This window comes from Nostoc sp. 'Peltigera membranacea cyanobiont' 213 (genome assembly GCF_002245975.1).
Taxonomy (GTDB): domain Bacteria; phylum Cyanobacteriota; class Cyanobacteriia; order Cyanobacteriales; family Nostocaceae; genus Nostoc.
In genome coordinates this window covers 1-25626 of record NZ_NOLI01000005.1, presented here as the reverse complement: position 1 = coordinate 25626, position 25626 = coordinate 1, and the positions used below count along the sequence as shown (strand labels likewise).

Annotated in this window: 20 protein-coding genes and 2 pseudogenes; 1 reads left to right on the top strand and 21 read right to left on the bottom strand. The window is 41.7% G+C overall.

Features of this window, described 5'->3' with window-relative positions; genetic code table 11:
* Positions 1-141: 141 nt before the first annotated feature.
* The 11 genes and pseudogenes from CDG77_RS02380 to CDG77_RS02335 form a co-directional block, all read right to left on the bottom strand.
* A complete protein-coding gene (locus CDG77_RS02380; protein WP_094327701.1) occupies positions 142-1341 on the bottom strand; it encodes a DegT/DnrJ/EryC1/StrS family aminotransferase in 1200 nt (399 codons plus the stop codon).
* On the bottom strand, positions 1334-2308 hold the full coding sequence (locus CDG77_RS02375) for an SDR family NAD(P)-dependent oxidoreductase (protein WP_094327700.1): 975 nt from the start codon (positions 2306-2308) through the stop codon (positions 1334-1336). Before CDG77_RS02375 ends, CDG77_RS02380 begins: the two co-directional genes overlap by 8 nt.
* Positions 2298-3002 carry an acyltransferase gene (locus CDG77_RS02370; protein WP_094327699.1) on the bottom strand — a complete coding sequence of 235 codons (705 nt, stop codon included), beginning with the start codon at positions 3000-3002 and terminating at the stop codon, positions 2298-2300. Before CDG77_RS02370 ends, CDG77_RS02375 begins: the two co-directional genes overlap by 11 nt.
* 12 nt (positions 3003-3014) lie before the next feature.
* The gene (locus tag CDG77_RS02365) at positions 3015-4109 is read right to left on the bottom strand and encodes a DegT/DnrJ/EryC1/StrS family aminotransferase (protein ID WP_094327698.1); all 1095 of its coding nucleotides are present in this window, start codon (positions 4107-4109) and stop codon (positions 3015-3017) included.
* Positions 4106-5143: a Gfo/Idh/MocA family protein gene (locus CDG77_RS02360; RefSeq protein ID WP_094327697.1), complete on the bottom strand. Its 1038-nt coding sequence runs from the start codon at positions 5141-5143 to the stop codon at positions 4106-4108. The genes CDG77_RS02365 and CDG77_RS02360 overlap by 4 nt, the downstream gene beginning before the upstream one ends.
* A 238-nt stretch (positions 5144-5381) precedes the next feature.
* Positions 5382-5507: pseudogene (locus CDG77_RS39030) on the bottom strand (DapH/DapD/GlmU-related protein); the annotation flags it as partial.
* Between the two features lie 165 nt (positions 5508-5672).
* Positions 5673-5834, bottom strand: a pseudogene (locus CDG77_RS39025) (N-acetyltransferase); the annotation flags it as partial.
* Between the two features lie 19 nt (positions 5835-5853).
* Positions 5854-7134: an ABC transporter ATP-binding protein gene (locus CDG77_RS02350; RefSeq protein WP_094327695.1), complete on the bottom strand. Its 1281-nt coding sequence runs from the start codon at positions 7132-7134 to the stop codon at positions 5854-5856.
* 15 nt (positions 7135-7149) lie between these two features.
* Entirely contained in the window at positions 7150-7995 is an 846-nt protein-coding gene (locus CDG77_RS02345) for an ABC transporter permease (protein WP_094327694.1), read from the bottom strand.
* 31 nt (positions 7996-8026) lie between these two features.
* A complete protein-coding gene (locus tag CDG77_RS02340; RefSeq protein ID WP_094327693.1) occupies positions 8027-8455 on the bottom strand; it encodes a hypothetical protein in 429 nt (142 codons plus the stop codon).
* A gap of 811 nt (positions 8456-9266) precedes the next feature.
* Positions 9267-10619 carry a glycosyltransferase family 4 protein gene (locus tag CDG77_RS02335; protein ID WP_094327692.1) on the bottom strand — a complete coding sequence of 451 codons (1353 nt, stop codon included), beginning with the start codon at positions 10617-10619 and terminating at the stop codon, positions 9267-9269.
* Positions 10620-11939: 1320 nt separating this feature from the next.
* On the opposite strand from CDG77_RS02335, the gene CDG77_RS02330 reads away from it, so the two are divergent.
* Positions 11940-14108, top strand: a complete 2169-nt coding sequence (locus tag CDG77_RS02330) for a GumC family protein (RefSeq protein ID WP_094327691.1) — start codon at positions 11940-11942, stop codon at positions 14106-14108.
* 173 nt (positions 14109-14281) lie between these two features.
* Here CDG77_RS02330 and CDG77_RS02325 read toward each other — a convergent pair whose 3' ends face one another.
* The 10 genes from CDG77_RS02325 to kdpA all read right to left on the bottom strand — a co-directional run bounded on the left by CDG77_RS02325 (position 14282) and on the right by kdpA (position 25065).
* The gene (locus CDG77_RS02325) at positions 14282-16015 is read right to left on the bottom strand and encodes an iron uptake porin (protein WP_094327690.1); all 1734 of its coding nucleotides are present in this window, start codon (positions 16013-16015) and stop codon (positions 14282-14284) included.
* Positions 16016-16311: 296 nt separating this feature from the next.
* The gene (locus tag CDG77_RS02320) at positions 16312-17766 is read right to left on the bottom strand and encodes a hypothetical protein (protein ID WP_094327689.1); all 1455 of its coding nucleotides are present in this window, start codon (positions 17764-17766) and stop codon (positions 16312-16314) included.
* Positions 17767-17864: 98 nt separating this feature from the next.
* Positions 17865-18119, bottom strand: coding sequence for a DUF7219 family protein (locus CDG77_RS02315; protein ID WP_094327688.1), 255 nt, complete (start codon positions 18117-18119; stop codon positions 17865-17867).
* Positions 18120-18217: 98 nt separating this feature from the next.
* Positions 18218-18739, bottom strand: coding sequence for a pentapeptide repeat-containing protein (locus CDG77_RS02310; protein ID WP_094327687.1), 522 nt, complete (start codon positions 18737-18739; stop codon positions 18218-18220).
* Between the two features lie 107 nt (positions 18740-18846).
* Positions 18847-19245 carry a hypothetical protein gene (locus CDG77_RS02305; protein ID WP_094327686.1) on the bottom strand — a complete coding sequence of 133 codons (399 nt, stop codon included), beginning with the start codon at positions 19243-19245 and terminating at the stop codon, positions 18847-18849.
* A 260-nt stretch (positions 19246-19505) separates the two neighbouring features.
* On the bottom strand, positions 19506-19880 hold the full coding sequence (locus tag CDG77_RS02300) for a TrkA C-terminal domain-containing protein (RefSeq protein WP_223269694.1): 375 nt from the start codon (positions 19878-19880) through the stop codon (positions 19506-19508).
* Between the two features lie 278 nt (positions 19881-20158).
* A complete protein-coding gene (gene kdpC / locus CDG77_RS02295; protein WP_094327685.1) occupies positions 20159-20800 on the bottom strand; it encodes a K(+)-transporting ATPase subunit C in 642 nt (213 codons plus the stop codon).
* The gene (locus CDG77_RS02290; protein ID WP_094327684.1) at positions 20800-21069 is read right to left on the bottom strand and encodes a potassium-transporting ATPase subunit F; all 270 of its coding nucleotides are present in this window, start codon (positions 21067-21069) and stop codon (positions 20800-20802) included. Before CDG77_RS02290 ends, kdpC begins: the two co-directional genes overlap by 1 nt.
* Before the next feature lie 6 nt (positions 21070-21075).
* The gene (gene kdpB, locus CDG77_RS02285; protein WP_190233891.1) at positions 21076-23217 is read right to left on the bottom strand and encodes a potassium-transporting ATPase subunit KdpB; all 2142 of its coding nucleotides are present in this window, start codon (positions 23215-23217) and stop codon (positions 21076-21078) included.
* Between the two features lie 102 nt (positions 23218-23319).
* Positions 23320-25065 carry a potassium-transporting ATPase subunit KdpA gene (gene kdpA, locus CDG77_RS02280; protein WP_094327683.1) on the bottom strand — a complete coding sequence of 582 codons (1746 nt, stop codon included), beginning with the start codon at positions 25063-25065 and terminating at the stop codon, positions 23320-23322.
* Between the last annotated feature and the right edge of the window lie 561 nt (positions 25066-25626).

Sequence of the window (25626 nt, the reverse complement as noted above, 5' to 3'; positions counted from 1 at the left end):
GGTATTTCCTAATAAAGTTTTATTACTACCGAAGATAAAAACGTTGCCAGAAGAAGTTCTCATGCCAATTTGGAAAAATAATGTCACAGATGGGTAGGGGCACGACAATCTTATTTACGAATAATTTATGTGTCGCCAACATTATCTAAAAGCCATTTTCAAAACTTTTACCACATAATCCTGTTCCTGTTGAGTCATCTGATGAAACAGGGGTAGTAGGACAGTACGATCTTGTGCTTGCTCACTCTCCCAAAGCCGATCGCACTGACCAACTTCACACTCACAAGCTTTTGGCTCAACTCCACATGACCAAGGTTCGATTTGATAAGCAGTTTCACGGTGAGCGCACATAATCCCGCGTCGCGTGGAAATGCCAGCATCTAGCATTTCCTGCATCACTTGTACCTGGTCGTATTTCTCTGTTAGCCGCACACAAAAACTTTGCCAGTTACTCTTTGCCCAATTTGGCTCAGTGGGTAACTTTAATCCCGGTATATCTGCTAGCTTTTCCTGATATTGCTGTGCCAAGTAACGTCGGTGTTCCACAATTTCTGGAAGACGTTTGAGTTGCTCTCGCCCGACTGCTGCTTGAATATCAGTCATGCGGTAGTTGTAACCGAGCATGGGATATGACTCAAATATTACCTGTTTTGCACCGTGGCGGACAGTATCGGGGATGCTCATCCCATGTTGCCGCCACAGGCGAAACTGTTTGTCATATTCGAGGTTGTTGGTAGTAAGCATTCCACCGTCACCTGTGGTGATGACTTTGCGGGGGTGGAAGGAAAAGCAGGCGATATCCCCATGCGGCTTGCCAATTTTTTCCCAGTTTCCATCCCAGAGAACTTCACTACCGATCGCACAAGCTGCATCTTCAATTACTGGCAAATCGTAGCGGTGAGCAATATCCAGGATGGCTTTGAGGTCGCAAGGCATCCCAATCTGGTGGACAATCAGGATAGCACGAGTCTGCTTGCTAATCACATCCTCAATTAACATCGGATTGATGTTGTATGTCTGTGGTTCAATATCCACAAACACTGGTATTGCACCGCAGTAGCGAATACTGTTAGCGGTGGCAATATAGGAATGGCTGACGGTAATCACTTCATCCCCAGGTTGCACACCCACAGCTAATAGCGCTAAATGCAATGCTGTGGTGCAATTGGAGACAGCACAAGCATGGTTTGCTCCTAAGTAAGCTGCAAACTCTTGCTCAAAGGCGGCAACTTCTGGGCCTTGTGTTACCCAGCCAGACATAATTGCACGGCTAGCTGCTTCCGCCTCAGCTTCACCTAGCCAAGGTTTAGCGATCGGAATAGATTGGATTTTCTCAGACATTGCTTGCTTCCTTTGCCAATTTCTGTTCGCGCCACCAACTCACTAGCCGACGCAATCCTTCTTCTAGAGATACCTGCGCCTCAAAACCCAGCAATTGTTTGGCTTTGCTCACATCTGCCAGTCGGCGGGCCACGGGGTTGACTTTGCGTTCTGGGCCATATTCTGGCTGTAAATCTGACCCCATCACCTTAGCCAAACTATAGGCTAGGTCGTTCAGGCTGCTTTCCACATGGCTGGCAATATTAAACACATCATCAGTAACATCAGCTTTGGCAGCTAAGATATTCGCTCTGGCAATGTCTTCGATATATACAAAGTCCATTGTCTGTTTGCCATCACCGAAAATCAGTGGTGGCTGACCTGTTGCAATGCGCTCCATCCAGCGAATCAATACTTCCGTGTATACACCGTAAATATCCATACGCGGGCCGTAGACGTTAAAGTAGCGTAATGCTACATAGTCCAGCCCATACATATCATAGAAGCTGCGTAATAAGCCCTCGTTAAAGACCTTTGCCGCACCGTAAAGAGTGCGGTTGTTGTATGGGTGATGAGATTCGGTGGTTGGGAACTCCTCCGCCATGCCGTATATCGAGGCTGATGAGGCAGCGATTACCTTTTTTACCCCAGCTTTCACTGCTGCTTCCAACACATTGAAAGTACCATCTGCCAAAACTTCTAATGCCAAACGCGGTTCTTCGGCACATTGGGTAATGCGGATTGCTGCTTGGTGAAAGACTATATCCACGCCTTGCATGACTTCACCCAAGAGTTTTTGATCCCGAATGTCGCCTTCTACAATTACTAAAGGGCCATTTTCTTTTGCCCAAGCAAGGTTTTTCAGTTGTCCACGGGTGAAGTTATCTAGAACAATAATCTCTGAAACTCCTTCCTTTACCAATAAATCGGCAATATGGGAACCAACTAAACCTGCACCACCTGTAATTAAAATTCGTTTATTTTGCATATTCTTCCTTTGATGGTTCATATCCTTCCCGCCAGCGTAAAAACTTAGCAGGGACACCAGCGACGATCGCATAAGGTGGTACATCTTTGGTTACAACTGCACCAGCACCAACAATGCTGCCTCGGCCAATTGTTACCCCAGGTAGGATCGCCGCATTCATGCCAATATCGGCTCCTGTTTCCACTTTTACTGATTTAATTTCTAAGTCTGTTTGGATGATGGGAACATCAATCGGCAATCCAGTGTGTGATGAACCGAGTACTTTTGCACCTGGGCCCCATCCCACATAATCTTCAATGATTAAATTACGGGCATCAAAGTAGCTCTGTGGGCCAATCCAAACATGGTTCCCAATGATGCAAGTACCATCGAACCTTCCCTGAATATAGCTTTGTGAGCCAATAAACACCTGGTTCCCAATCTCAAAGGTTTCGAGATGCTTAAAAGCTACGCCATTGCCAATCCGAATATTATGTCCGAATTTACGTGCTACCGCCCGCCAAATAGTTCGCCGCATTAGCCCGTCAAAGTCGCCATCACTGGTAGCAAAGCGGGCATATAATTCGATTAATGATTTTTGTTCATATTGAGTATTTAAATATTCTGCTAGTTGAATTTCAAAGTCAGGGTCTAGCTTTTCTGGTTGTAAGCCGTGGATAGCTGTGACTATCTTAATTTTACCTGGATCGGACATCAAATTTATCGGTTATGTTAAGCTAATTACGGCTTTGGCAACCTGAGTTTGTGACTCTGTGCTGAGTTCTGCATACATAGGCAGGGATAAAACTTGGCTAGATGCTGCTTCTGAGTGCGGAAAATCTCCAGTTTTATAACCCAAGTCAGAGTATGCTGCCTGGAGATGGACAGGAATTGGGTAATGGATACCTGTTTGAATTTCCTGCTCTTGCAGACTTTGTTGTAGGGCATCTCGCTGAGGCGATCGCACCGCGTAGACATGATAAACGTGACGGCTGTAAGGCATCACAGCAGGTATACCAACACCAGATTCTGCCAAAAGTTGGTCATAGTGGGCTGCATGTGTTCTTCTGGCTTCTGTCCAGGCTTCGATGTAGCGTAACTTCACCCGTAAAATCGCTCCCTGGATGCCATCCATGCGATAGTTGTAACCTTTCAATACATGGTGATACCTGCGTTCTTGACCCCAGTCGCGTAGCATTCCCATAGTATGGGCATATTCAGGATTATTGGTGACTGCCATACCTCCCTCACCGTAAGCCCCTAAATTCTTACCAGGGTAAAAACTAAAACAACCAATATCACCGATACTACCTACCCTCTGCCCCTTGTACTCAGCCCCATGAGCTTGGGCGGCATCTTCTATAACGACTAAACCATGACGGCGAGCAATGTCCAAAATTGGCTCCATGTCTGCTGGTTGACCGTACAAATGCACGGGTAAAATCGCTTTGGTGCGTTCGGTTATCGCTTTTTCAATTTGGGTAACATCTATTGTGTAGGAAACAGGATCGATATCTACGAAAACAGGTGTGGCTCCGGTATAACAAATTGCTGCTGTGGTCGCAACGAAGGTGAAAGGCACGGTAATCACTTCGTCACCAGCACCAATGCCAGCTGCTAGTAATGCTAAATGGAGGGCGCTAGTACCTGTATTGACAGCAATGCCATAATCTGCATTGCAGTAACTGGCAAATTCTTCTTCAAAGGCTTTAACTTCATTGCCCAAAACGAATTGCGTACTTGCAAGTACTTTTAAAACAGCAGTATCAATTTCGTCTTTAATACTCAGGTATTGAGTTTTTAGGTCTACAAATGGAATCATGCTGCTACCTCTGCCACATTCAGTTCAATTAATCGGCCTTGCTGCTTAAGAGATTGGGTTGCAGCTTCGAGAATTCTGACTACCCGCAGTCCTGCTTTTCCATCAGTAATGGGGCGATCGCCTTTTTCAATACAATTAATGAAGTGCAATCCTTCTGTTTTCAATGCCTCTGTCATATCTAACTTGGGTGAGTACATATCCCCTGTGCGATAACCAATCATCATTTGGTACACGCTTTCGGAGTTGCCGTTGACTGTAATCCCCTTATCGTAAATCTTGACTTTTTCACTTGGTTCTAAGTCATCGTAAACAATCATCCGTTGACTACCACCAATCAATGTGCGGCGGATTTTTACTGGTGCTAACCAATTGACATTAATGTGAGCAATGAGATTTTTTTCAAAGAATAAGGTCAAATAGGCGAGATTTTCTGGTTCTCCAGGAACGTGGCTGATGCCTGTAGCGGAGACAGCATAAGGCTGGGATGGCAATAGGTAGCTCATGATTGAGAGGTCGTGGACTGCCAAATCCCAGATGACATTAACATCATGCTGAAACAGTCCCAGGTTAACGCGGACAGAATCATAGTAGTAAATATCACCCAAGGAATTAGTGGCAATCAAATCGTGCATTTTGCGTACCGCACCCGTATATACAAAGGTGTGATCGACCATTAACACTAGGTTGCGTTTTTCTGCCTCTTCAATCAGCCGCACTGCTTGGTCGGAGGTAGTTGTCATTGGCTTCTCTACCATCACGTGTTTACCAGCTTGCAAGGCAGCTAAAGCTAATTCAAAGTGAGTTGAAACTGGTGTGGCGATCGCTACAGCATCAATCTTAAGATCTATAAATATGTCTCGACAATCTTTTGTAACTTGGATAGCGGGATACCGAGCTTGCACCTTTGCCAATAGTTCTGGATTAAAATCACTGACTGTTCTAACCTGAACTCCTGGCATCTCTACAAAATTTCTTACCAGATTCGGGCCCCAATAACCATAGCCGATGACACCGATATTAATGATATTTGCCATTGCTTTTAACTAATCAAAATTTATTTTTTATGCATTATTAACCACTGCCACTAAAAGGTGGCAATAGTTTCTGGGTGAATTGCAAATTAATTGCTTTTTTATTTAAAAAATCTTTATCTTTGCAAGGCTTTAGTTTTCAACAAACACAGAAGTAAGGCTCTCACAAACTGTTAGCTGATATTTCTAAATTTTGGCGATCGCTTACGGCAGGGCGTAGCCCATCGCGCACATCACCTACAATATTAGCTGGCACTCCCACTACAATTGCATAATCGGGAACATTACGAGTTACGACTGCACCAGAACCGATGATGGCTTTCTCACCAATAGTTACTCCTGGCAGGATGGTCGCATTACTACCAATAGATGCACAGCGCTTCACTAAAGTCTTGACTGTATACCAGTCATCTTCAGTTTTTAAACTACCATCTTCATTGGTTGCACGAGGATAAAGGTCGTTAGTGAACATGACTCCATGACCAATAAACACTTCATCTTCTAATACAACTCCTTCACACAAAAAACTGTGAGATGAAATTTTACAGCGACTTCCTATCGTGACATCTTTCTGAATCTCCACAAATGTACCAATTTTTGTATCATCACCAATAACGCAACCGTATAGGTTTACAAGATGAGGATGAAAAATCTTTACGTTTTTGCCTAACTTGACATCATCATTTACTGCCATTACTTAATCTGCCTTCAAATTAATGCTTTTCCACGGTTTGCCAAATAGCATCTTCTAAATAAAGACACTCATCAGCTTGCCATTGATACTCTGGACGCTCAAAAGTATGCATAGTTACTTCAAATGGGCAAATTTCTTTAAGACTTTCTAGCAGAGTCTCGCTACGACGGTTAGAAAACCATGTAGTTAAGGTGTAAGAACCCATGTATAATCTAAATTTGGGAATTTCACATCTGAGAATAAATATTCCTGGCTCTCGACAAAACGGAGCATCAGACTCGAAAAACCAGAAGATACAAATAGCTTGTTGTAAAAAATTTACTATCTGAAAAGAAAAACGCAGACTTTCATGGGGTTCAGTTACATGTAGAGCAAACTCAAAGGTAATCGGGTTTCCCCAACAGTGGATTCCTTCTTCTTCAGAGGTGTGTGCCCTTACCCAAGCTACATGATTGCCAGTTTTGGTGATAGGGGCTTGGTAATATGCTGGTGATGCAGACTCATCTTTCTGGCCAGCCAGATATAATTGCACTGCTTTGCCAGTATGACCATCAAACTGAATGTTACCTTTAGAAAGCAGGATGCAACGTTTGGTGAGTTGGGCGATCGCTTGCATACTATGACTGACGAATAAAACTGTTCGTCCTTCTTTGGTGGCTACATCACCCATTTTCCCCAAGCACTTCTTCTGAAAGGCTGAATCACCTACAGCTAAAACTTCATCGACAATTAAAATTTCTGGTTCTAAATGGGCTGCAACAGAAAAAGCAAGGCGGACGTACATTCCTGATGAATAGCGCTTTACTGGCGTGTCTAAAAACTTCTCAACTTCAGCAAAAGCTACTATTTCATCAAATTTCTTTTTAATTTCAACTCTACTCATCCCCAAAACGGAACCATTGAGATAAATGTTCTCTCGTCCCGTAAGTTCTGGGTGAAATCCCGTCCCTACTTCTAATAAGCTTGCCACTCGCCCTTTAATGGCGATACGTCCCCTTGTCGGTTCGGTAATCCGGCTCAGAACTTTTAAAAGGGTGGATTTACCGGCACCATTGCGTCCAATCACACCAATGGCTTCACCTTGTTGAATCTCAAAGGAAACATCTTTTAATGCCCAAAATTCTTCCCGCGCTGGGTTGGGCATTTTTTTGCCACTAGGTTTGATAAATGCCTTGGCAAAAGATGTAGCACCATCAGCAATTACATCCCGCAGTGCTTTGTAGCTACTGCTTTGCTCTTGCTGGTGAGCAATAATATATTTTTTGCTTAAATTTTCAACACTAATCATATTCTCAGACATCTGCACAGTTCCATGCTAAATTACGTCAGCAAATGTCCGTTCCATTTTGCGGAAGTACCAAATGCCACTTACTAGTAATAGAGCAACTAGTCCTAGAGATAGTGTGAATCCAGTCCAGTAAAGTTTGGAATCTCCCCCTAAAATTGCCCAGCGAAAGCCATCAATCACGCCGACCATTGGGTTCAAATAGTAAAGCAAACGCCATTGTTCTGGCACAATGCTGCTACTAAAACCGACGGGTGAGACATATAGGCCAAACTGCACAATAAACGGCACAATGTAACGAAAATCTCGATATTCCACATTCAAAGCTGCCAACCACAGCCCTACTCCTAGTGAAGCAGCAAAGGCAATACCAATAAATAACGGCAATAATAATATTTGCCAATTGGGAACAAAATTATACCAAGCCATCAGTCCTAAAAGAATTATCGCAGAAACTAGAAAGTCTACAAAGCTCACAATTACTGAACTAGCAGGCACAATTAAGCGCGGAAAATAGACTTTAGAAATCAAGTTGGCATTACTAATTAGGCTGTTGCTACACTCACTGAGGGCACTGGAAAAAAACTGCCAGGGTAGCAAGGCAGCAAATACCAGTATTGGATAAGGTGCTGTTCCCTCTGAAGGTAATTTCGCCAAGTTTCCGAAGATGACGCTGAAGACGATCATCGTCAAAAATGGTCGAATTAGTGCCCAGAGCATACCAATCATTGTTTGTTTGTAGCGAACTAGAATGTCACGCCAAGCCAGAAAATAAAATAGCTCTCGATAGCGCCACAGGTCTTTCCAATACTGCTCTTCACTACGTCCAGCTTCTATTACTAACTCTGGCTTTGAGGTAATTCCTTTACTACTCATAATATTGATTCAAGACCGCTGCTTTTAAGCATTAATTGACAAACTGAAAATCTTTGATGTTCTGATAGTTAAGCATCTTTGCCTGCTTGCGAGTAAATTCTCCAACAGAAGGGTTTCCTTCAGGGTTAATTACTCCTGTCACTTGCTGCCAAAGCTCTTGTGGCGCTACGCAAACTTTATAGGTGCGTTCGTTTGACTTGCAGACGTGATACCAGATTGTTTGCTGGCAGCGATCGCACCAAAAGGCTTCCAACCATTCTCCCCCGATGCTAACTGTGGTTTGGCTTGCTACCAACATCAATGCACTTCGGCGACTCATGCCCCGTTGCTGCAACTGTCCTGCTCGATCGGCAAATAATTGATATTTTTGACTCCTGCTTTCAAGGTAGCAGCCATGATTGGGACAGTAGATATCCCGCCGTTTGGAACGTTTCCGATTTCGGTCACACCTTCTCTGCAATTCGACCTCCCACTTCTAGTAAATAAACAGTGAAATTCGGAAGGTTACGTTGGAGGGACTGAGATCAAAAAGACCATCGAAGCCCATCTCCTAAAGTTAAAACATAAGTATTATTTAATTACACTATGCTGATTGACAAATATTCTCAAATCAGGAATTTATTTTTTAAATTTGGCAACAAGCTTAATCTTGTTATCAGACAATAGGATTACCTGATTTTTTTAATTAAGTAAATTATTTATCTCTGTCAATCTGTCTAAAAGCATAACATATTCTGGTGAATTTATACGATCTTAATCAAACTCATCACAATCGGAACACAAAACTATTTTCAGCATCGTTTTTAGAAGTTTATGCATGAAAAAAAGTAAGACTCACAAGCGACTTATCATCTATCAGCCTAACTACTAGCTATTATTCTCAATTCATTGTGAGAATCGTTTTCCACTTCAATTACGCATTAATAAACCCCTCCAAAAGCTAAATTTTTGTTAAAAAATATTTAATAGTTTTTATTCAAGCAAGGCTTTAATCTAGCTTCAATAAAAAGGTACATCTCCCTGGTAAAACAGTCTATTGTGCCTATACTCCAATACCGAGAAAGTACCGCCAAACTCAAGAGATGATGGCAAATACTTCCTCTAAATACCCCATTTTCTATCGGCTGAACTGGCTAATACCATTTCACTGGTAGCAGAGGCCAGAGGAAGGGGCAAAGGAGAATGATTGGTAGCTGTATTTTCGAGAATTGGTTATGAGGCTAAAAATCTTTGGAACCTACACAAATCTGTGCTAATTATTTCTCAAAGAACTATTTTGTATGACTTTGAGACATAGATATCACACCATCAGGTAATACCGCTCGTTGCAAAACATCAAGGTATTGTTGAGAGATAATCTTAGGTGTGAAGTGCGATCGCAAATACTGACGACCTGCCTTGCCCATCCGCTCTCCTAATTGCCGATCGCGACTGAGTAAGCGAATAAATTGAGCTAGAGCATGACTGTCTCCATTGTCAAAGGTGCTACCACAATTGGCTTCGGCAATTAGTTGTCTCAGGTATGAATACTGCGAACAAATCACCGCTATCGGTCTTCCAGATGCTAAAGCTGAGTAAAGCTTGCTAGGAACGACTAAACTCTCGGTTGATGCATCTACACTCACTAGTGATAGATCGCAAGCCGTTAAAGAATAGGGCAGCACCTGCTTGTCTTGATATGGCAGAAAGGTAAAATTCAAGAGTCCTAATTGATTCACTTCTTGAATCAATTCATCCTTTTTCGCTCCACCACCAATGCAGACAAAATGAACTGGCTCATCTAGAAGTAGCTGGGCTGCTTGCAGCATAGTTGCCATATCATGGCAGCGCCCCATATTCCCGGAGTAGAGGACGGTAAATTTGTTGACTAAATTATGCTTCAAGGCAAACCAGTTTTCTTGCTTGGCAATTGGCACAATCAATTCCGGGTTCGCCCAACTGTGAATTACCGAAATCTTATCGGCTACTTGCGGGCAATTTGCTAGCACTTGCTGTTTCATGGCTGGACTAAGAACCACAATCCCTTTAGCATTTAGCCAAATCTGTTTGTTAATGGCACGCCATAACCGAGCCAGCCAGTTATCCTTTGAGACTACTCCCAGCGCGATCGCAATATCGGGATAAAGATCGTAGAGAATGCAAACATAGGGAAGTCGGAACACCAGATAAGCCAGATATCCGATGATTGGTAAAAATGGTGGGGCTGTAGTTACTAATAATACGTTGCTGCGTCGCCAAGCTCGGAGCATATATAGTACAGCCCGCAAGGTGTATAAGACACCATTCACAGCTTTGCCACGAATTCGCCCCGGCCAAAGTTGGGCTGTGCGCGATCGCTGAATTCGGATTCCACCCACACGTTCAACTGCTAAAGCAGTAGTTTGAGAGTCAAACGCATATCCTGGCTGACTCGTAAAAACCTCAATATCCACTCCTTGCTGCCCTAACTGTTTCACCAGTTCCTCAATCAATTGTCCTGTAGGAGCATAGTCTGGTGGGAAAAACTGGGTGATTACAGACAATTTGATGGATTGCTGAGTTTTTAGAGAATAGTCATTTTTAACATCTAATCGGGTAGCAATGGATTGTAAAAGTTTTTGATTAATCCATTCATTAAGTCTCATGTTATGCCCTGCTGTAGAAATCTTGTTAAAGATACTACTGAACCGCTCAAGCCATTAATAATTGCACACATTTACTTTCCTGAATTAACAAATTTTTTCAATTTGCTTCAGGCAAAGTGATTAGGATTAATTTATTGGTATACATAAACCACACTTTAATTCACAGATATATCTGCGAATTAAAGCGCTCAATAATTTATACTCATTTGAGTTTGTATACGCGATATTTTGGGAGATGGGAACACAACAAGAAGCAATCAGTCTAAACGCTTGCGGTAATCATATAGATGTAGATTACCCTACACAATAGTGCTTTTTTACAGGCTTATAATAAATTCTCCTTTCTACTTACCTAAAACAAACCAAAAGCTACTATAAACTTATGTCTGCTAAGTAATCGGGAGCTTATGACCATTGAATTTCTGATGTTTTCATTTACTTAATTTTAAATTTGTCTAAGCAAGATTTATTACATATACTATTGAATGCAGTACTATATTCAATATCGATTTTATATGTAATTACTTACCAGAATACCATGAGAAAAGGATGTTTGAAATTTACTCCTACATTTCATCAAAAATTCATCTCCTGATAATATCATAAACAGAAGCTTCATAAAAGAGTTACTTAGGACTTATGCGTTAAATTATCTGAATCTTGAATCTGAGATGACGTAAATTATCCGTATTTCCAGTCCCTCTGTGATTAGCGGAGCGTCTCGCAGAGAGGATGTTGGCATAGCGATCGCCTATGTTTTCTGGTTTTTAGGACTGCATTTTTTGTATAATTTGTCAATCTTTAATCCCTGAAACTCGTTTTGTACATGAATTTTTATGTCTGAAGATTTGTACATTTATTAAGTCTAGTTGGTCATTTTTGCAGTGTTATTAGATTGATATTAATAAATTTCTCACCCGCTTTATCCAAATCATACTTTGATGCGATTAGAGGTTAAGCTTAACTTAAGCTATGACATGGAACTAAATAAATGTATACTTTAAAACAAAGATGTTATTATCGTTGTTTAATCAGCTAGAATCGGAAAAAAACAAAAAAGTCTACAACTTTAAGAGTTACAACTAAGTGTACTTAAGTATAACAGAGAGTTAGAATTAATCTGAGAGATGAATCGATATCCACAAATTATCAGAATTTTGATTCTCACCTCCCATTGATGACCTGTTGCACCAAGAAGCTTGCAACTCTAACTGGGGGCTAATAAGAAACCTCTGTGGAGTTGCTGGCTTACGTAGATTACTAAAACTGGCATACACCTTTTTTGTAGCTTAATTAATACGTATTATATTATTAACATAGATGGAGAATCATTCTTCTAAATCCCCAAGTTATAACCAGAATAGTAGCTCTGTACCGCCATTTATTCATCAGCCTCAACCATTTCCGATGTCTGAAGGGGAAGAGAGTGATTGGAGTTTTCCTCAATTTCTGAGTGTTGTACGGCGACGAGCGCTAACGATCGCAGGGGTAACTATTACTCTCACGACAGTTGTTTTTGTTAGCTTGATACTAAACCGGGAGCTACCAGTATATGAAGGCAATTTTCGTCTGTTAGTGGAACCTGTAAATGATGACACTAAAGTAGTGGATATTGTCAAAGACCCTAATGTAAGCAAGTCTGGTCTAGATTATGAAAGTCAAATTCAGGTTCTCAAAAGTCCTGAATTGATGGGAAAGATTGTGAAGCAATTGGAAGCTAAGTATTCAGATATTAGCTATAATTCGCTGATCGCAAACATGACGATTTCTCGGTTTGCTGAAACCAAGATTATAGAAGTTCGTTATCGAAGCCACGATCCAAATCAGATTCAAGTTGTACTCAACCAAATTTCTAAGGATTATATAGATTACAGTCGGCAAAAGCGACAAACCAACTTACGTCAAGGGATTAAGTTCGTTGAGCAACAACTCCCATTCATCCAAAATCGAGTCGATCAGATTCAGAAAGAACTGCAAACGTTCCGGCAAAAGTACGACTTTGTTGACCCAGAAGCCCAATCTGGCCAAGTTGTTAGTCAAGTCACTAACTTGTCTGAGCAACGACAATTAATCAATCAAAAAATAGCTGAAGCTCGTGCCAATCTATCTTTTTTGCAACAGAATAATGGCAAGCTGGCAGTTCTTAATGATGCTACTTTGTATCAGCAGTTATTGGGTCAAGTACAGCAACTAGACCTTAAAATTGCTACAGAGTCAACTCGTTTGCAAGATAATAACCCAGCTATGCAAACATTGAAACAGAAACGGGCAAGTTTGGTACCCTTGCTAAAAAACGAAGAGCAACGCTTTTTAGGTACAAAAATTGCAGCAGTAACGACTCAACTTCAAGCTTTAGAAGTGCAAAGCCAAGAGCTTGCTAAAGTAGAACGGAAAATTGAACTACAGCGCAAACAATGGCCAATCTTGGCACGGCAATATACTGAATTACAGCGAAAATTACAGGTGGCGACCGAGAGTCTGAATCGTTTTCTTTCTACTCGTGAAAATCTCCAAATTCAGATATCTCAGACAGAACTTGGTTGGCAGTTACTTGAGGCACCAAGTAAGCCGCAATTTCCTATCTCTGATTCGAGCATCAAACGTTATTTAATCCCAGGATTGATTGCTAGTCTAGCTTTAGGAATCGGTGTTGCCCTACTACTGGAAAAGCTTGATAATACCTACCATAGCGTTCAGGCACTGAAAGAGAAGGTCAAACTGCCGTTGTTGGGAAATATTCCATTTGAAAAGCAAGTCGAAAATACTCAAGACCATATCCCCACACGAAAATTTCCCATAATCAGAATACCAACTCCTATTCTTCAAGGCATTCCTGGGTTAGCTGTTTTAGCCGATCGAGAGCATAGCAACTATGCAACAAAATTTCTAGAAGCTTTGCGGGTACTTTATACAAATGTCCAATTCCTCAGTTCCGATCGCCCCATTGCTTCCATAATTATTAGTTCAGCCATGCCTGGTGATGGTAAGTCTACTATTGCTTTTCATTTAGCTCAGGTAGCTACAGGTATGGGACAAAGAGTACTAATTGTAGATGCTGATTTACGCCAACCTAAGATTCACACCTTATCAGGTTTAAATAACTTATGGGGATTAAGCAATTTAATCTTGACAAACCTACCAATGAGTGAGGTAATCCGGCAACTACCTTCAATGAATCAATTATCTGTAATAACTTCTGGGCCAATACCACCCGATCCCACAAAGCTGCTCTCGTCTGAAAAGATGAAGCGACTAATGATAGATTTCCATAACGCTTTTGATTTGGTGATTTATGACTCTCCCCCGATTTTGGGGCTAGCTGATACTAACCTGCTAGCACCACATACTGATGGCATATTGCTAGTAGTAAAGATGGACAAAACAGACTCGTCAACGATCCAGCGAACTTTAGATCATCTAAAATTTTCTCGGATGAATGTCTTAGGGATGGTTAGTAACGGTCAGAAGGGCAACGTCAACAGTTATTAGCATGTCATCCTTTCAACCTTTAACTCAATATCTAATTGAGGCTCCACTTTCTTTATTCGTGGCACTAGTTTAAAACTTCGTTTCCAGGGGCTGGAAACGAAGTTTTAAAGTGGTTTTAGCTTTAATATGACACCAGTGACATCTATGCCCCTACTGCCAATTGCTATAAACCTTTAGAAGTTGAAAGTTGTTCTCAGCGTCCCAATGATTGCATCATCATTGTTGCCAGCAATTTGACCAGGATTTGTTAACCAAATTACCCCAGGGGTGATCGAGATGTTATCGGTTACGCGATACTTATAGAAACCTTCAAAGTGGTAAGGCTTATCACCAGCATTACCTCCAACATAAGGTTCAACACCTGCGAAAAGTCCTAAAACGTTGCCCTTCTTACCGAAGTCTGGCAGAGCTAACCCGGCTCCATAACTCCAAACTTGACCATTATCATTAGCACCAAGTCCTGTGATGTCGCTGTAAACTGCAAAGCCACTAATCGAGAGTTTGTCACTCGGTTTGAAAGCAGCCTCAAGGCCGTAGGAATTACTGATATATGGATTGCCAGCACCGACAAAGTTAGCTTGTGCAGTACCGACTACACCAGTTGTTGTACTCGCAGAGCCTGCATCGAATAAAACAGTACCACCATTATGATAACCGTGGACGTAGGTAGCAGCTAAGGTGAAGCGATCGCCTACTTTTAAGTTCAACTGTCCTAAAGCAGCATAGTTACCCTCTAATAAACCCGTATTTATACCAGGGTTATTCGCTTGAGATGCCAAGTAGCCAAGGGTTAATGAAGGTTGAAAGCCACCGCCACCTTTACCAAAGGCTAAGTTAACACCGGCACCCGCACCGCCACCAATCCGATAGATTGGGCTTTCGGAGGCAAAAGTAGACAAAGCACCGTTACCGCCATCATAATCCTCAAAATATGGGTTGACGGTAGGAACGTAATCGCTGTGAATACCTCCAGTAGCAGCTACGTAAACTTGGGAGTTGCCAAGAGGGAAGTAATAGGACAACCAGTCTATAAAAACACTGTTGTTGGTAGAAGGGGATAGGTTAAAGGTTTGAGTCCCTTCAAATGTGCCACCTGGTAAAGCCAATCCAACTGCATTACCAGTTGCAAGCCTAGTATGCAAGGTATCTTTACCTGTAAAGCTGGTTTGCAAATCTAAGCGCACCCTGTCTTGGAAAACAGTGTTGTTGTTGTCGTTGCTGCCAAAGTTATCTGTGACGGCAAAAATTGCTTCACCCACCAATTTTGTGGTAGTAGAAAACTGATGTGCTTCCAGTTCAGCTGTCCGTGCTTCTACGGCATCTACTCGACCACGCAGAGTTGCTAGTTCTGCCGAGAATTCCTCTTGCAGACGCTGGAGGGTTGCCAAATCCTGTTTTGTCACCAAGTCAGCAGTTGCAGTGGCAATCAGTTCATTAACCCGATCTAAACAAGCATTCAAACCTGCGGCAAATTCATAACGAGTCAATGCCCGGTTGCCTCGATAAGTGGAATTTGGGTATCCAGCAATACAACCGTAGCGTTCAACCAGGGATTGCAAAGCTTGGAACGCCCAGTCAGTCGGCTGTACATCAGAAAACTGAGAAACTGATGTGACTTGAGACAGCGAATTCTGATTCTTGCTTTCACTGCTGTAGCGGTTAATCTCTTCTAAAACCTGATTGTTATCAGTCTTTTGGGCAACTAATTGCTGATTAACTTTTGGTTGCTCTGTTTGAATAAATATTGAAGCATTAGAAGCTATTGGTGCTTCTGTCTGAACAGCTTTTGCCTTTATATCTTCAGAAGAGTCTGCTACTTCAGCAGCCATAACTCTAGCGGAAACCAACACCGTCACTCCCAAAACTACTGGACTTAGTGCCAGAGTTTTCCACAATAAATGAGACATTTTTTTATTTTCCTTTCCTAAAAAAGAACCGAGATCGGTGGGTTCAAGAAAAAGAGAACAGGCAGTTACTCTACTTGTTGAAAATCTTATCAGATTGCATGAAAGATACAACAGTTTTTTTTTGCATGAACTACTTGGAGGCAGTTCTTGCAGGAGACAACTCTTTATATCTGATTTTGAGTCCTGCGTTTTGTACCTCACTTAAAAAGCAAACTGCTGTGTGGAGCGCAAGACTTTACAGATGAAGAATCGTAAAGTCTTGCTGATGCTTTGTTGGCGAGATTAAGAGCTTATGGTTAAAATTCGCTCAATTTTGCGCTATTTCTGGACTTTAGCTTCTTATTCTTAACTCTAATTTGCGGTAAATCCTTTTTATCTTTGTAGAAGTAACAGATTTCAACTAGAGTTGGCCATATTTCTAGAGAACCGTGAAATTGGCTAATGACATCATCGATAATTCTGGAAACGTTTTGCTGAAAAAAGTCGGGTTCAAACCCATAAAATACTCTCGATAAGTTCTCAGCAAACAATTGAAGTGACTGCTTACGTTCTTCATTCTGAGCAGACATTGAGGCTTTAACTACCTGAGTATGGATAGCAGAGATTTTTTCCAAGATTTCCTCAGAGTCTTGCAATGTAACCTCGCCAGAGTAATCAAACTTGATTCCCAGGTCATCAAGATGATAAACACTGCTCTTAATCTTCTTTTTCAGCAGACTACATATTTCCTCATTAAAGAGTTCGCTAGCGAGAGGATTACGCATATAGTTATTTCTAATATGATTTTGGACAGCATCAACATGTGCAGCTGCAATACCCTCTTGCTGTATCCAAATTCTGTAGATATAGTCTTCAAACCTAAGCCGCGTGGGAAAAAATGGTGGTAAACCTAGCTGATTATCATATCCAGCAACTCCACAATCCATTCTCCAGTTTTTGTTAGTAATGACAGGTCGAAAATTAGTCAGAATATAAAAATCATTCAGGTCATTGGGACTGATTTGATTTTCATCATTGAGATACATGTGAATAAAATCAAGTGTATCGATATCATTAGTTCCTGTGCGAAACGTTTGGGCAATTTTGACGATGGCATTATTCAAGACTGTTCCTTGTTGTAAGACCAGGCTGTTTTCTCGAAAGTAGCCTTTAGTTGTGTTGGTTTCTAAATCCATTGCTGTATCAACAACCAATTCTCCAGCCTCGAAGTTTTCTGGTACTTGGTTGGCTCTCTTACCTAGAACATCACTAAAAGCCGTGAGTAAGTCAAAAGATTTATGGACATAGCCGCCTTGTTGGGTGGACTTGATTAATTTTCCTCGACATATTTCATCGCCTGTTAAAGATTCTGGGCTAGTTTCAATTAATGCATCTGGTCGCATATCGTCATCTGCACTGACCATTAAATGACCAAGGGTATACATTAGCGTGAAGTTGCGATTTCCTCCGTAACTAGGTCGGAATAAGTTTTTGACGAGTGATTCTAGCTTGCGATCGCGCAGTCTTTCATTTAAAAATGTAATAAATTCTTCTTTCTGCTGAGGGCCGACATAATACACATCATTGACTGTCTTCGTCTGCTCTAAAAGTGGGTAATATTTCTCGTGGTTGGCAATGCTGGAATCATCAAAAACGATAATTTTTACAGCATGACCATTTGCCCGGAAATTCTCATCATACTTTTCGATGGTCTGTGCTACATCTCTCAATCGATGAGTCGGAATAACAAATATCGTCTCTTTTGATTTCATAAAATATGTTTAGGGTTCTCAAATGAAGTTTGTACTTGTCAAACTATGTTTAAACGTTCTCAGATTACTAATCACTGCATCACGATCGTCCAACTAAATTAAACTGATATATCACTACTGATTTCCAGCTTAATTTTACTATTTACTAACTGTTTCCAGAGTGCTTCCAGTTGACAGAAAGCTTCTTCTGGAGATAGTTTTCCAGCAGTCTCTAAATTAGTGATATAACCAACTCTTTGAGCAAATTCTTGGAGGTTGGCATTAAATACTAGGTTCTCTGGCTTAATTTGACCGTAATAGCGACTTCGAGGGTAGAAAAAGCTATTTTTATCTTGATAATTTGGTTGTGCCATTAATTTACTCGCTACCAATACCGATTAACGGTGATGTTGCTCTAAAAGTTGGAGAGAATCTAACAATTCAGTAGTCACAATAGATCGAACCTGATTTTTCAGATATTAGGTTGCCGCTCGCAGCGACTTAATATCATTCCGTTTGGCAATACTGTTTCACAGAGAGTAATAGAATTGCGACCCTGAATATCGTTGTTTTTTGAAGCTTTGATTAAATTAGCGTGGCTAAGATTAGCATTTCTAAAATCCGTTCCTTCTAAGTTAGACGCTTCCAAATTTGCCTTTTGTAAATCAGCATCAGCTAGCAATGTATTTTTGAGAATCGCTCCAGTTAGATCGGCTCCTTGCAGATTTGCATTCCGAATATCTGCCCACTCTAAATTTGCATACCGGAGATTAGCATTTTTGAGGTTAGCTCCCTGAAGATTTGCCGATCGCAAGTCGATTCTTTGTAAGTTTGCCCCGGAAAAGTTAACTCCCGATAAATTACAGCCAAAACATTTTCTGGTTTCTTGAAGCTGTTGAATTACATGATTTAGAAGCAAATTATTGCCTTGGGTAACTAAAGAGGGAGTAAGGAAAAATGCCATCGCAATCAAAGGTCGTAACAAGAGATTCATAAATACCAACTCCAATCTAAAAATGAGGAATTAAAACTTATTTTTTTATGGCGATTTGAAAGGCTTCAGCAACAGAAAATAAAATCAAAATGGGAAAATAGACTCACTTATTTAGGACTGTAGTCAGAGCAATTGAGCGCTTCTTTAGTTAGAGCATTGGCAGGGTTTACTGCACACTTTAGATAAGAGTTTTTATGAAAAAATTTGCAGCTTCTACAGGGATGTTGTTGTACATGTTTAATGCTTACTATTTCGTTTTTATCTTGCGCCACATTTTCTGGAGGATCTTCTAGTGCTTTGCAGACAGACGAAACGAGATAAACGACAATTCCCCAAACAATCATGAAGGAAATGTGAGCTAAAAACACTGCTACAAAAGGTATATCTCCGCCCTGCGGTTTGGTGTCATGATGTGTTGTATTTGCCAGGTTTGCTTCAACCAGGGTAGATTGATGAACACTTCTTTGGGCGGATACATAAAGTTGAAAAAGCCCCAAACTATGCATGTTAAAAATCTTTAGTTATTTGACTCAGATTCAGTCAAGGTAATCTAAATTAAACGGGAGCATCCCAAATGTGCAAGTTTAATTTACATACGGAATTTTGACTTACCCCGGAGGATAAAAAATGAACCGCATACCCCTGCGGGGAATCAAGCTATACGCAGCGTCTCGTTAGAGAAGGATACAAACAAAAGTTGTAATGTTAGCACCTAAATCTTTAATCATCTTTGGGTCAGATGCACGATCGGAGAAAAAGGAAATGTTCATTTATCTAATAAATATATGGAATTGAAGTTGTTTGGTACATCTGAATCATCTGAATTAATCGCTTGGCTGACTGTTGGTCGAGCTTCCAGTAGGCAACTGTTAAGAGAATAGTAAACAGAATGAATTTTCTTAAGAGTGACTTTGAGAGCGGGAATCATCATCGGATGGGTTGCTATTGCTAAAATGTAGTCTCCAGCGAAAATAGAAGGGTTCTCTGTTGCTGAAAAGACTTGATTATCTCTTAAAATTCCTAGAAAAGCGCATCGATCGGGTAATTGAATTTCAGTTAAATGAATGCCGAGATAAACACTATTAGTTTGGATTAAAACACCAAACAAGCTTGGCTCTAAACTTCTGTTGTTTTTGAACACAAAATATTTTTTTAGCTTTAATATTATTGTGCATTATTTCATACAAGAAATATTTTTTTAAAGATATATTTTACAGATATACAAAATGGATTAGAAAAGTAAAATATATGTTTACTGATTAGCTAAATAGGCATATATTTAGAGATATAGTCAGACTTAATCATTTGCGAACAAAGAAATACCCGACTCCTGAAAGAAATCGGGTATTAAAGGCTTAGATAATATATTCCACAAAGTAGAGAGGCGTTAGCGTAGCGAAGCCCAATTTCGCGTCTCTACTATTTTCCATTAATCCGATCCAGAGCTAAATTCAGCTTCAACACATTCACTCCAGGTTCGCCAAAGATGCCGAGAAAGCGACCATCGGTGTTTTGAGCAATCAAAGTTTCTAGTTGGTTCGGCTGAAATCCTCGCGTTTTGGCTACTCGTGCAATTTGCGCGATCGCAGCTTCGGGAGTAATATGAGGGTCAAGGCTGGAACCAGAGGTATAGACTAAATCGCCAGTGGGCTGCACTCCTGCGGTTTTCAGACGAGTCAAATCGCCTTCAATTTTTTTGCTGGGGTCTGGATCATCTTTACCTTTGATGCGTTCCAGCAATGCGGGATTACTGGGAGCCAAGTTACTAGCGCCGGAAACCCCAGTTTTCAAAACTCCGGCATCATCTTTTTTGGGATCGGCTGTACTGTAGCTCGTGGTACTGGGACGACTGTTAAAATAGCGATCGCTAGTAAAGGGTTGACCAATCAAAGCAGAACCCACAACTTGACCGGCGCTATTTTTCAGTAAACTGCCGTTGGCTTGAAACGGAAAGGCAATCTGCCCAATAGCAATCATCGCAAAAGGATAAATAATCGCACCAATTACCCAGAGTACCAAGGTAGAACGAACTGCTCTACTAGCTTCACGTGCAAAACTCATTAGAATTTCTCCGGTACAAACATTACAAAAAATAAATAGATGGAAAGCCCTAGCGTCACCATTCCTAACAGTCCTAATCCCCAAGATTGACTGCGGGTAAGTTCTTCACCTGTAGCTGCATAGACTAGAGGTGCAACCACTAGGTTGAAACACATCGCCAGGAACAAATACAGTGGCAGCTTTTGTCTGCGCCATTGACACCAGATATCAGTTATTTCTTCAAGTACTTGTGATGCAAGGATAGTGCGGCGGATACGAACAGGTTTCATAGTAAATTAAGACAAAGGTAAGATAATATCTATCAGTTTGATAGCAATAAAGGGAGCAACGATGCCACCAAGTCCATAGATGAAGATGTTGCGGCGTAGTAGTTGATCTGCTGTTAAAGGTAAGAATTTCACCCCTTTGAGTGCTAACGGAATAAGTGCCGGAATAATCAAGGCGTTGTAAATCAACGCCGAGACGATCGCAGATTGGGCACTCTTTAATCCCATAATATTCAGTGCGCCAATTCCAGCAGCCGCAAAGATAGTCGGAATGATGGCAAAATACTTGGCAATATCGTTAGCGATGGAGAATGTTGTCAAGGCTCCACGGGTAATTAGCAGTTGTTTACCTATGGTTACTAAGTCAATTAGCTTCGTGGGGTCAGAGTCCAAGTCCACCATGTTAGCAGCTTCTTTGGCAGCTTGCGTCCCAGAGTTCATCGCCACACCGACATTTGCTTGAGCCAAAGCAGGTGCATCGTTAGTACCATCCCCGGTCATTGCCACCAGTTTACCCTGAGATTGTTCGGAGCGAATCACCTCAATTTTGTCTTCTGGAGTCGCTTCGGCAATGAAATCATCCACTCCAGCTTCTTCAGCAATTACCGAAGCAGTAATTCGGTTGTCACCTGTAAGCATGACGGTGCGAACACCCATGCGGCGCAGTTGGTCAAATCGTTCCCGCAGACCGGGTTTCACAATATCTTTCAGGTAGATGACACCATAAATTTTGTCATCTTGGCAAACAGCTAATGGTGTACCACCTAACCGAGAAACTCGCTCATAAGCTGCGTCTATATCATCAGGAACGTTACCACCACGAGAACGGACAAATCCCTTAATGGCATCCACTGCACCTTTGCGGATTTGTTTACCATCAGGTAGATTTGTGCCACTCATGCGGGTTTTGGCAGAAAATTCCACACCTTCGGCTTTGTCAAGATTGAAGTCTACCGCAGCCTGAGATTTTTCTGCTAAAACTACAATTGACTTACCTTCTGGTGTTTCGTCAAACAAGCTAGCAGCTAGGGAGACTTGCGCCACTTCTTCTAATGAGTGATTATCCAGAGGAATAAACTCATCAGCCATTCGATTACCTAATGTGATTGTGCCTGTCTTATCTAGCACCAAGGTATTGATGTCACCGCAGGCTTCTACTGCTCGACCGGAGGTAGCAATGACGTTGAATTGGGCAACCCTATCCATTCCGGCAATACCGATCGCACTGAGCAAACCACCGATAGTTGTAGGGATTAAAGCTACCAGTAGGGAGATGAGAATGGCAACGCTACCACCAGTACGTAAACTGTTTCCCGCTTCCGGGCCAAAGGCTGTGCTGATAAAGTTGGCGATGTAGCTAACAAATGGCGGCATAGTTGCCACTACAATCAAGAACACCTGCGTTAGCACTGCCAACAATACCGTCAAAGCAATCTCATTGGGAGTCTTGCTACGTTGTGCGCCTTCTACCAGAGAAATCATGCGATCGATAAAGCCTTGTCCAGGATCGGCACTAATCCGAATTGTCAACTCATCTGAGAGTAGGCGTGTACCTCCTGTAACCGAACTGGCAATATCTGTACCCGGTTGCTTCAATACCGGGGCAGATTCCCCAGTGATTGCAGACTCATCCACTGAGCCGATGCCTTTAATCACATCCCCATCGGCGGGAATCATATTATTTGCAACCACCTTAACCAAATCGCCCCGTCGCAGTTCCGTAGAATTGACTTGTTGTACAGAACCATCAGGGAGGATTTTGTTAGCGATCGTATCCGATCGCGTCGATCGCAGTGAATCAGCTTGTGCTTTACCGCGTCCTTCAGCTACGGCTTCGGCAAAGTTAGCAAAAACCAGTGTAAAAAAGAGAATGAAGGTAATCAACCCGTTCAACAAACGTTGTTGATTGATATCTGCTTGGACTGTGCCAAACAGATTTGGGTTAAGGGTTACTAAAAAGGTGACAATTGTCCCCACCCAAACAACAAACATAACTGGGTTTTTGACAGTAATTCGAGGATCGAGCTTGACAAATGACTCACGAATTGCTCTTTGATAAAGTCCCCGCATATCTGACTTGGGGGTGTGCCTGCGTGAGTCACGAGTTCCAGATGGAGTACGGGTTGAAGGAGAATCAGTAGTAATTGGCATACATTAAATTAATTCGTAATTCGTAATTCGTAATTCGTAATTGGGAATGGGGAATTGGGAATTGGGTATTAGTTCTTTCTCCCCCTGCTTCCTCCCCACTCCCTACCCAATACCTTTGGCGATAAAAAAGGCTTCAGCGATGGGGCCTAATGCCAGCACTGGGAAGAATGTAAGTGCGCCCAAGATTAAAATTACGCCTGCGGTAACGCCTGTAAATAGTCCGGTATCGGTTCGCAGTGTCCCAGTGGTGTAAGGAACAGCTTGCTTGCGAGACATACTATCTGCTAATAACAGCAAACCTAAAATTGGGATATAGCGTCCAGCGAGTAAACTAAAGCAGGTACTCAAGTTCCACCACAAAGCGGTTACAGTTGTTTTTGTACCTGTAGCGATCGCTAACGGTGAAGGTTGTGAATCTCCTAAACCTTCAAACCCAGAACCGTTGTTTGCAGCAGCTGAGGCATATTCGTAAATCACCTGAGAAAAGCCGTGGAAGCCAGGATTACTAATCCCTGCCAATTGGTCAGGAAAAGCTAAGGCGATTCCCCCCGGAATTAAAATAGCGATCGGGTGAACTAGCAAAATCAGGAAGCTAGCAAGTACAACTTCACGCTTTTCAATCTTGCGTCCCAAAAATTCTGGCGTGCGTCCCACCATCAAACCTGTTACAAAGACCGCCAAAATGCTATAGGCAAACAAATAAGCTGTTCCAGTACCCTGTCCACCCCACATGATTTGCAGGAACATATTAGAAAGAAAAATAAAACCGCCGGCGGGCATAAAGGAGTCGTGTAAACTATTGACTGCGCCGCACATAGTACCAGTTGTACTTACGGCAAATAATGCAGATTGTGCCCAACCAAACCGGACTTCTTTACCCTCTAGATTCGGTTGCTGACTACCCAGCAGTGCATTCACAGCCGGATTGCCGTTATATTCTCCAATGGCAGTAACAATCAGAAATCCTAGAAAAATTACCCCGATCATGCCGTAGAGTAACAACGCTTGTTTGGTGTTATTGGCAAACAAACCGTATGTATAGATCAGGGACGTGGGAATCGAAAGCATTGCCACGATCTGAATTAAATTTGTAAATGCGCTGGGATTTTCAAAGGGGTGTGCTGAGTTGATGGCGAAAAAGCCACCGCCGTTTTCTCCTAATTGCTTGATAATCTCATAGTGGGCAACAGGGCCACGTGCGATCGCCTGACTAATATTCGGATCTTCCAAGGTAGGGAATACAGCTACACCCGCCAGGGTTTCGGGAACACCAGCAGCGATCAACACAATGCCGCCCACAATACAAATAGGCAGCAAAATTCGGGTAATTGAGCGAATTAAGTCTACATAAAAGTTGCCTAACGATCTACCAGTCAATCCCCGAATAAAAGCAATTCCTACCGCCAAACCAGTGCCAGCAGAGGTGAACATGTGATAACCCAGCCCCCACATTTGACTGGCATAGCTCAGATAGGTTTCACCAGAATAATGCTGCTGGTTGGTATTAGTAATAAATGAAATAGTAGTATGCAGCGTTGTATCCCAAGTTGGGGCATTTATTCCCGTGGGATTGAGGGGCAACCATCCCTGATTCGTAACGATCGAGAAAAGCAGTAACCCCATTACTACGTTGCTGTAGACGATTGCCCGCCCATACTGCCAGCCCGTCATATTTTCTTTGCTTGTAACGCCAACCAAGGCGTAAAGCAGTCGCTCAACCGGATTTAAAACTGGGTCGAGAAAAGTCCTTTCTTCTAAGTAGACACGCGCCATGTAGCGCCCAAAAAATGGAGTGATTCCTACTATAATTAGTAGCGTTAACGCAATTTGAATCCATCCTTGTAGCATTGGATTATTTAAACTCCGACATGAATAAATTTCAGAGGAATATCAGATATTTTCTTGGGATGAATCAGAAAAAATAATGAGTTATATTGACATTGTTATTAACTAACCTATAACTATGTCCTTCCTCAATCAATCATCGAGCTTTTTGTTAGAGAATACAAGGTATAAATTAATATTTAAACTATGCTATACAAGAAATATATTTGTTTATATAGATAAGTCTTCAGAGCGTTTATCTTGATATATATCTGCAAATATAGAAAGGCATATAAATCATTCGTAAAAAGTGAAATCCCCAACTTCTTAAAGAAGTCGGGGATTTCACAAATCAGATAAGATTGCTAGAGTGTGAGGAGTCATGAGTCTAATTCACATAGCACAACCCTTGGTGGTTAGGAATAAGAATTAAATAACATACAATTTATGTCCCTGGTTTACCTCACCCTCAATCCCTCTCCTTATAAAGGAGAGGGAAGCTAGAGACAGGATGAAGCTTTGTATTTTATTTAATCCATGTTCCTTAGTACATCAACAAATGATGAAATTTAGACACAAAAAGAC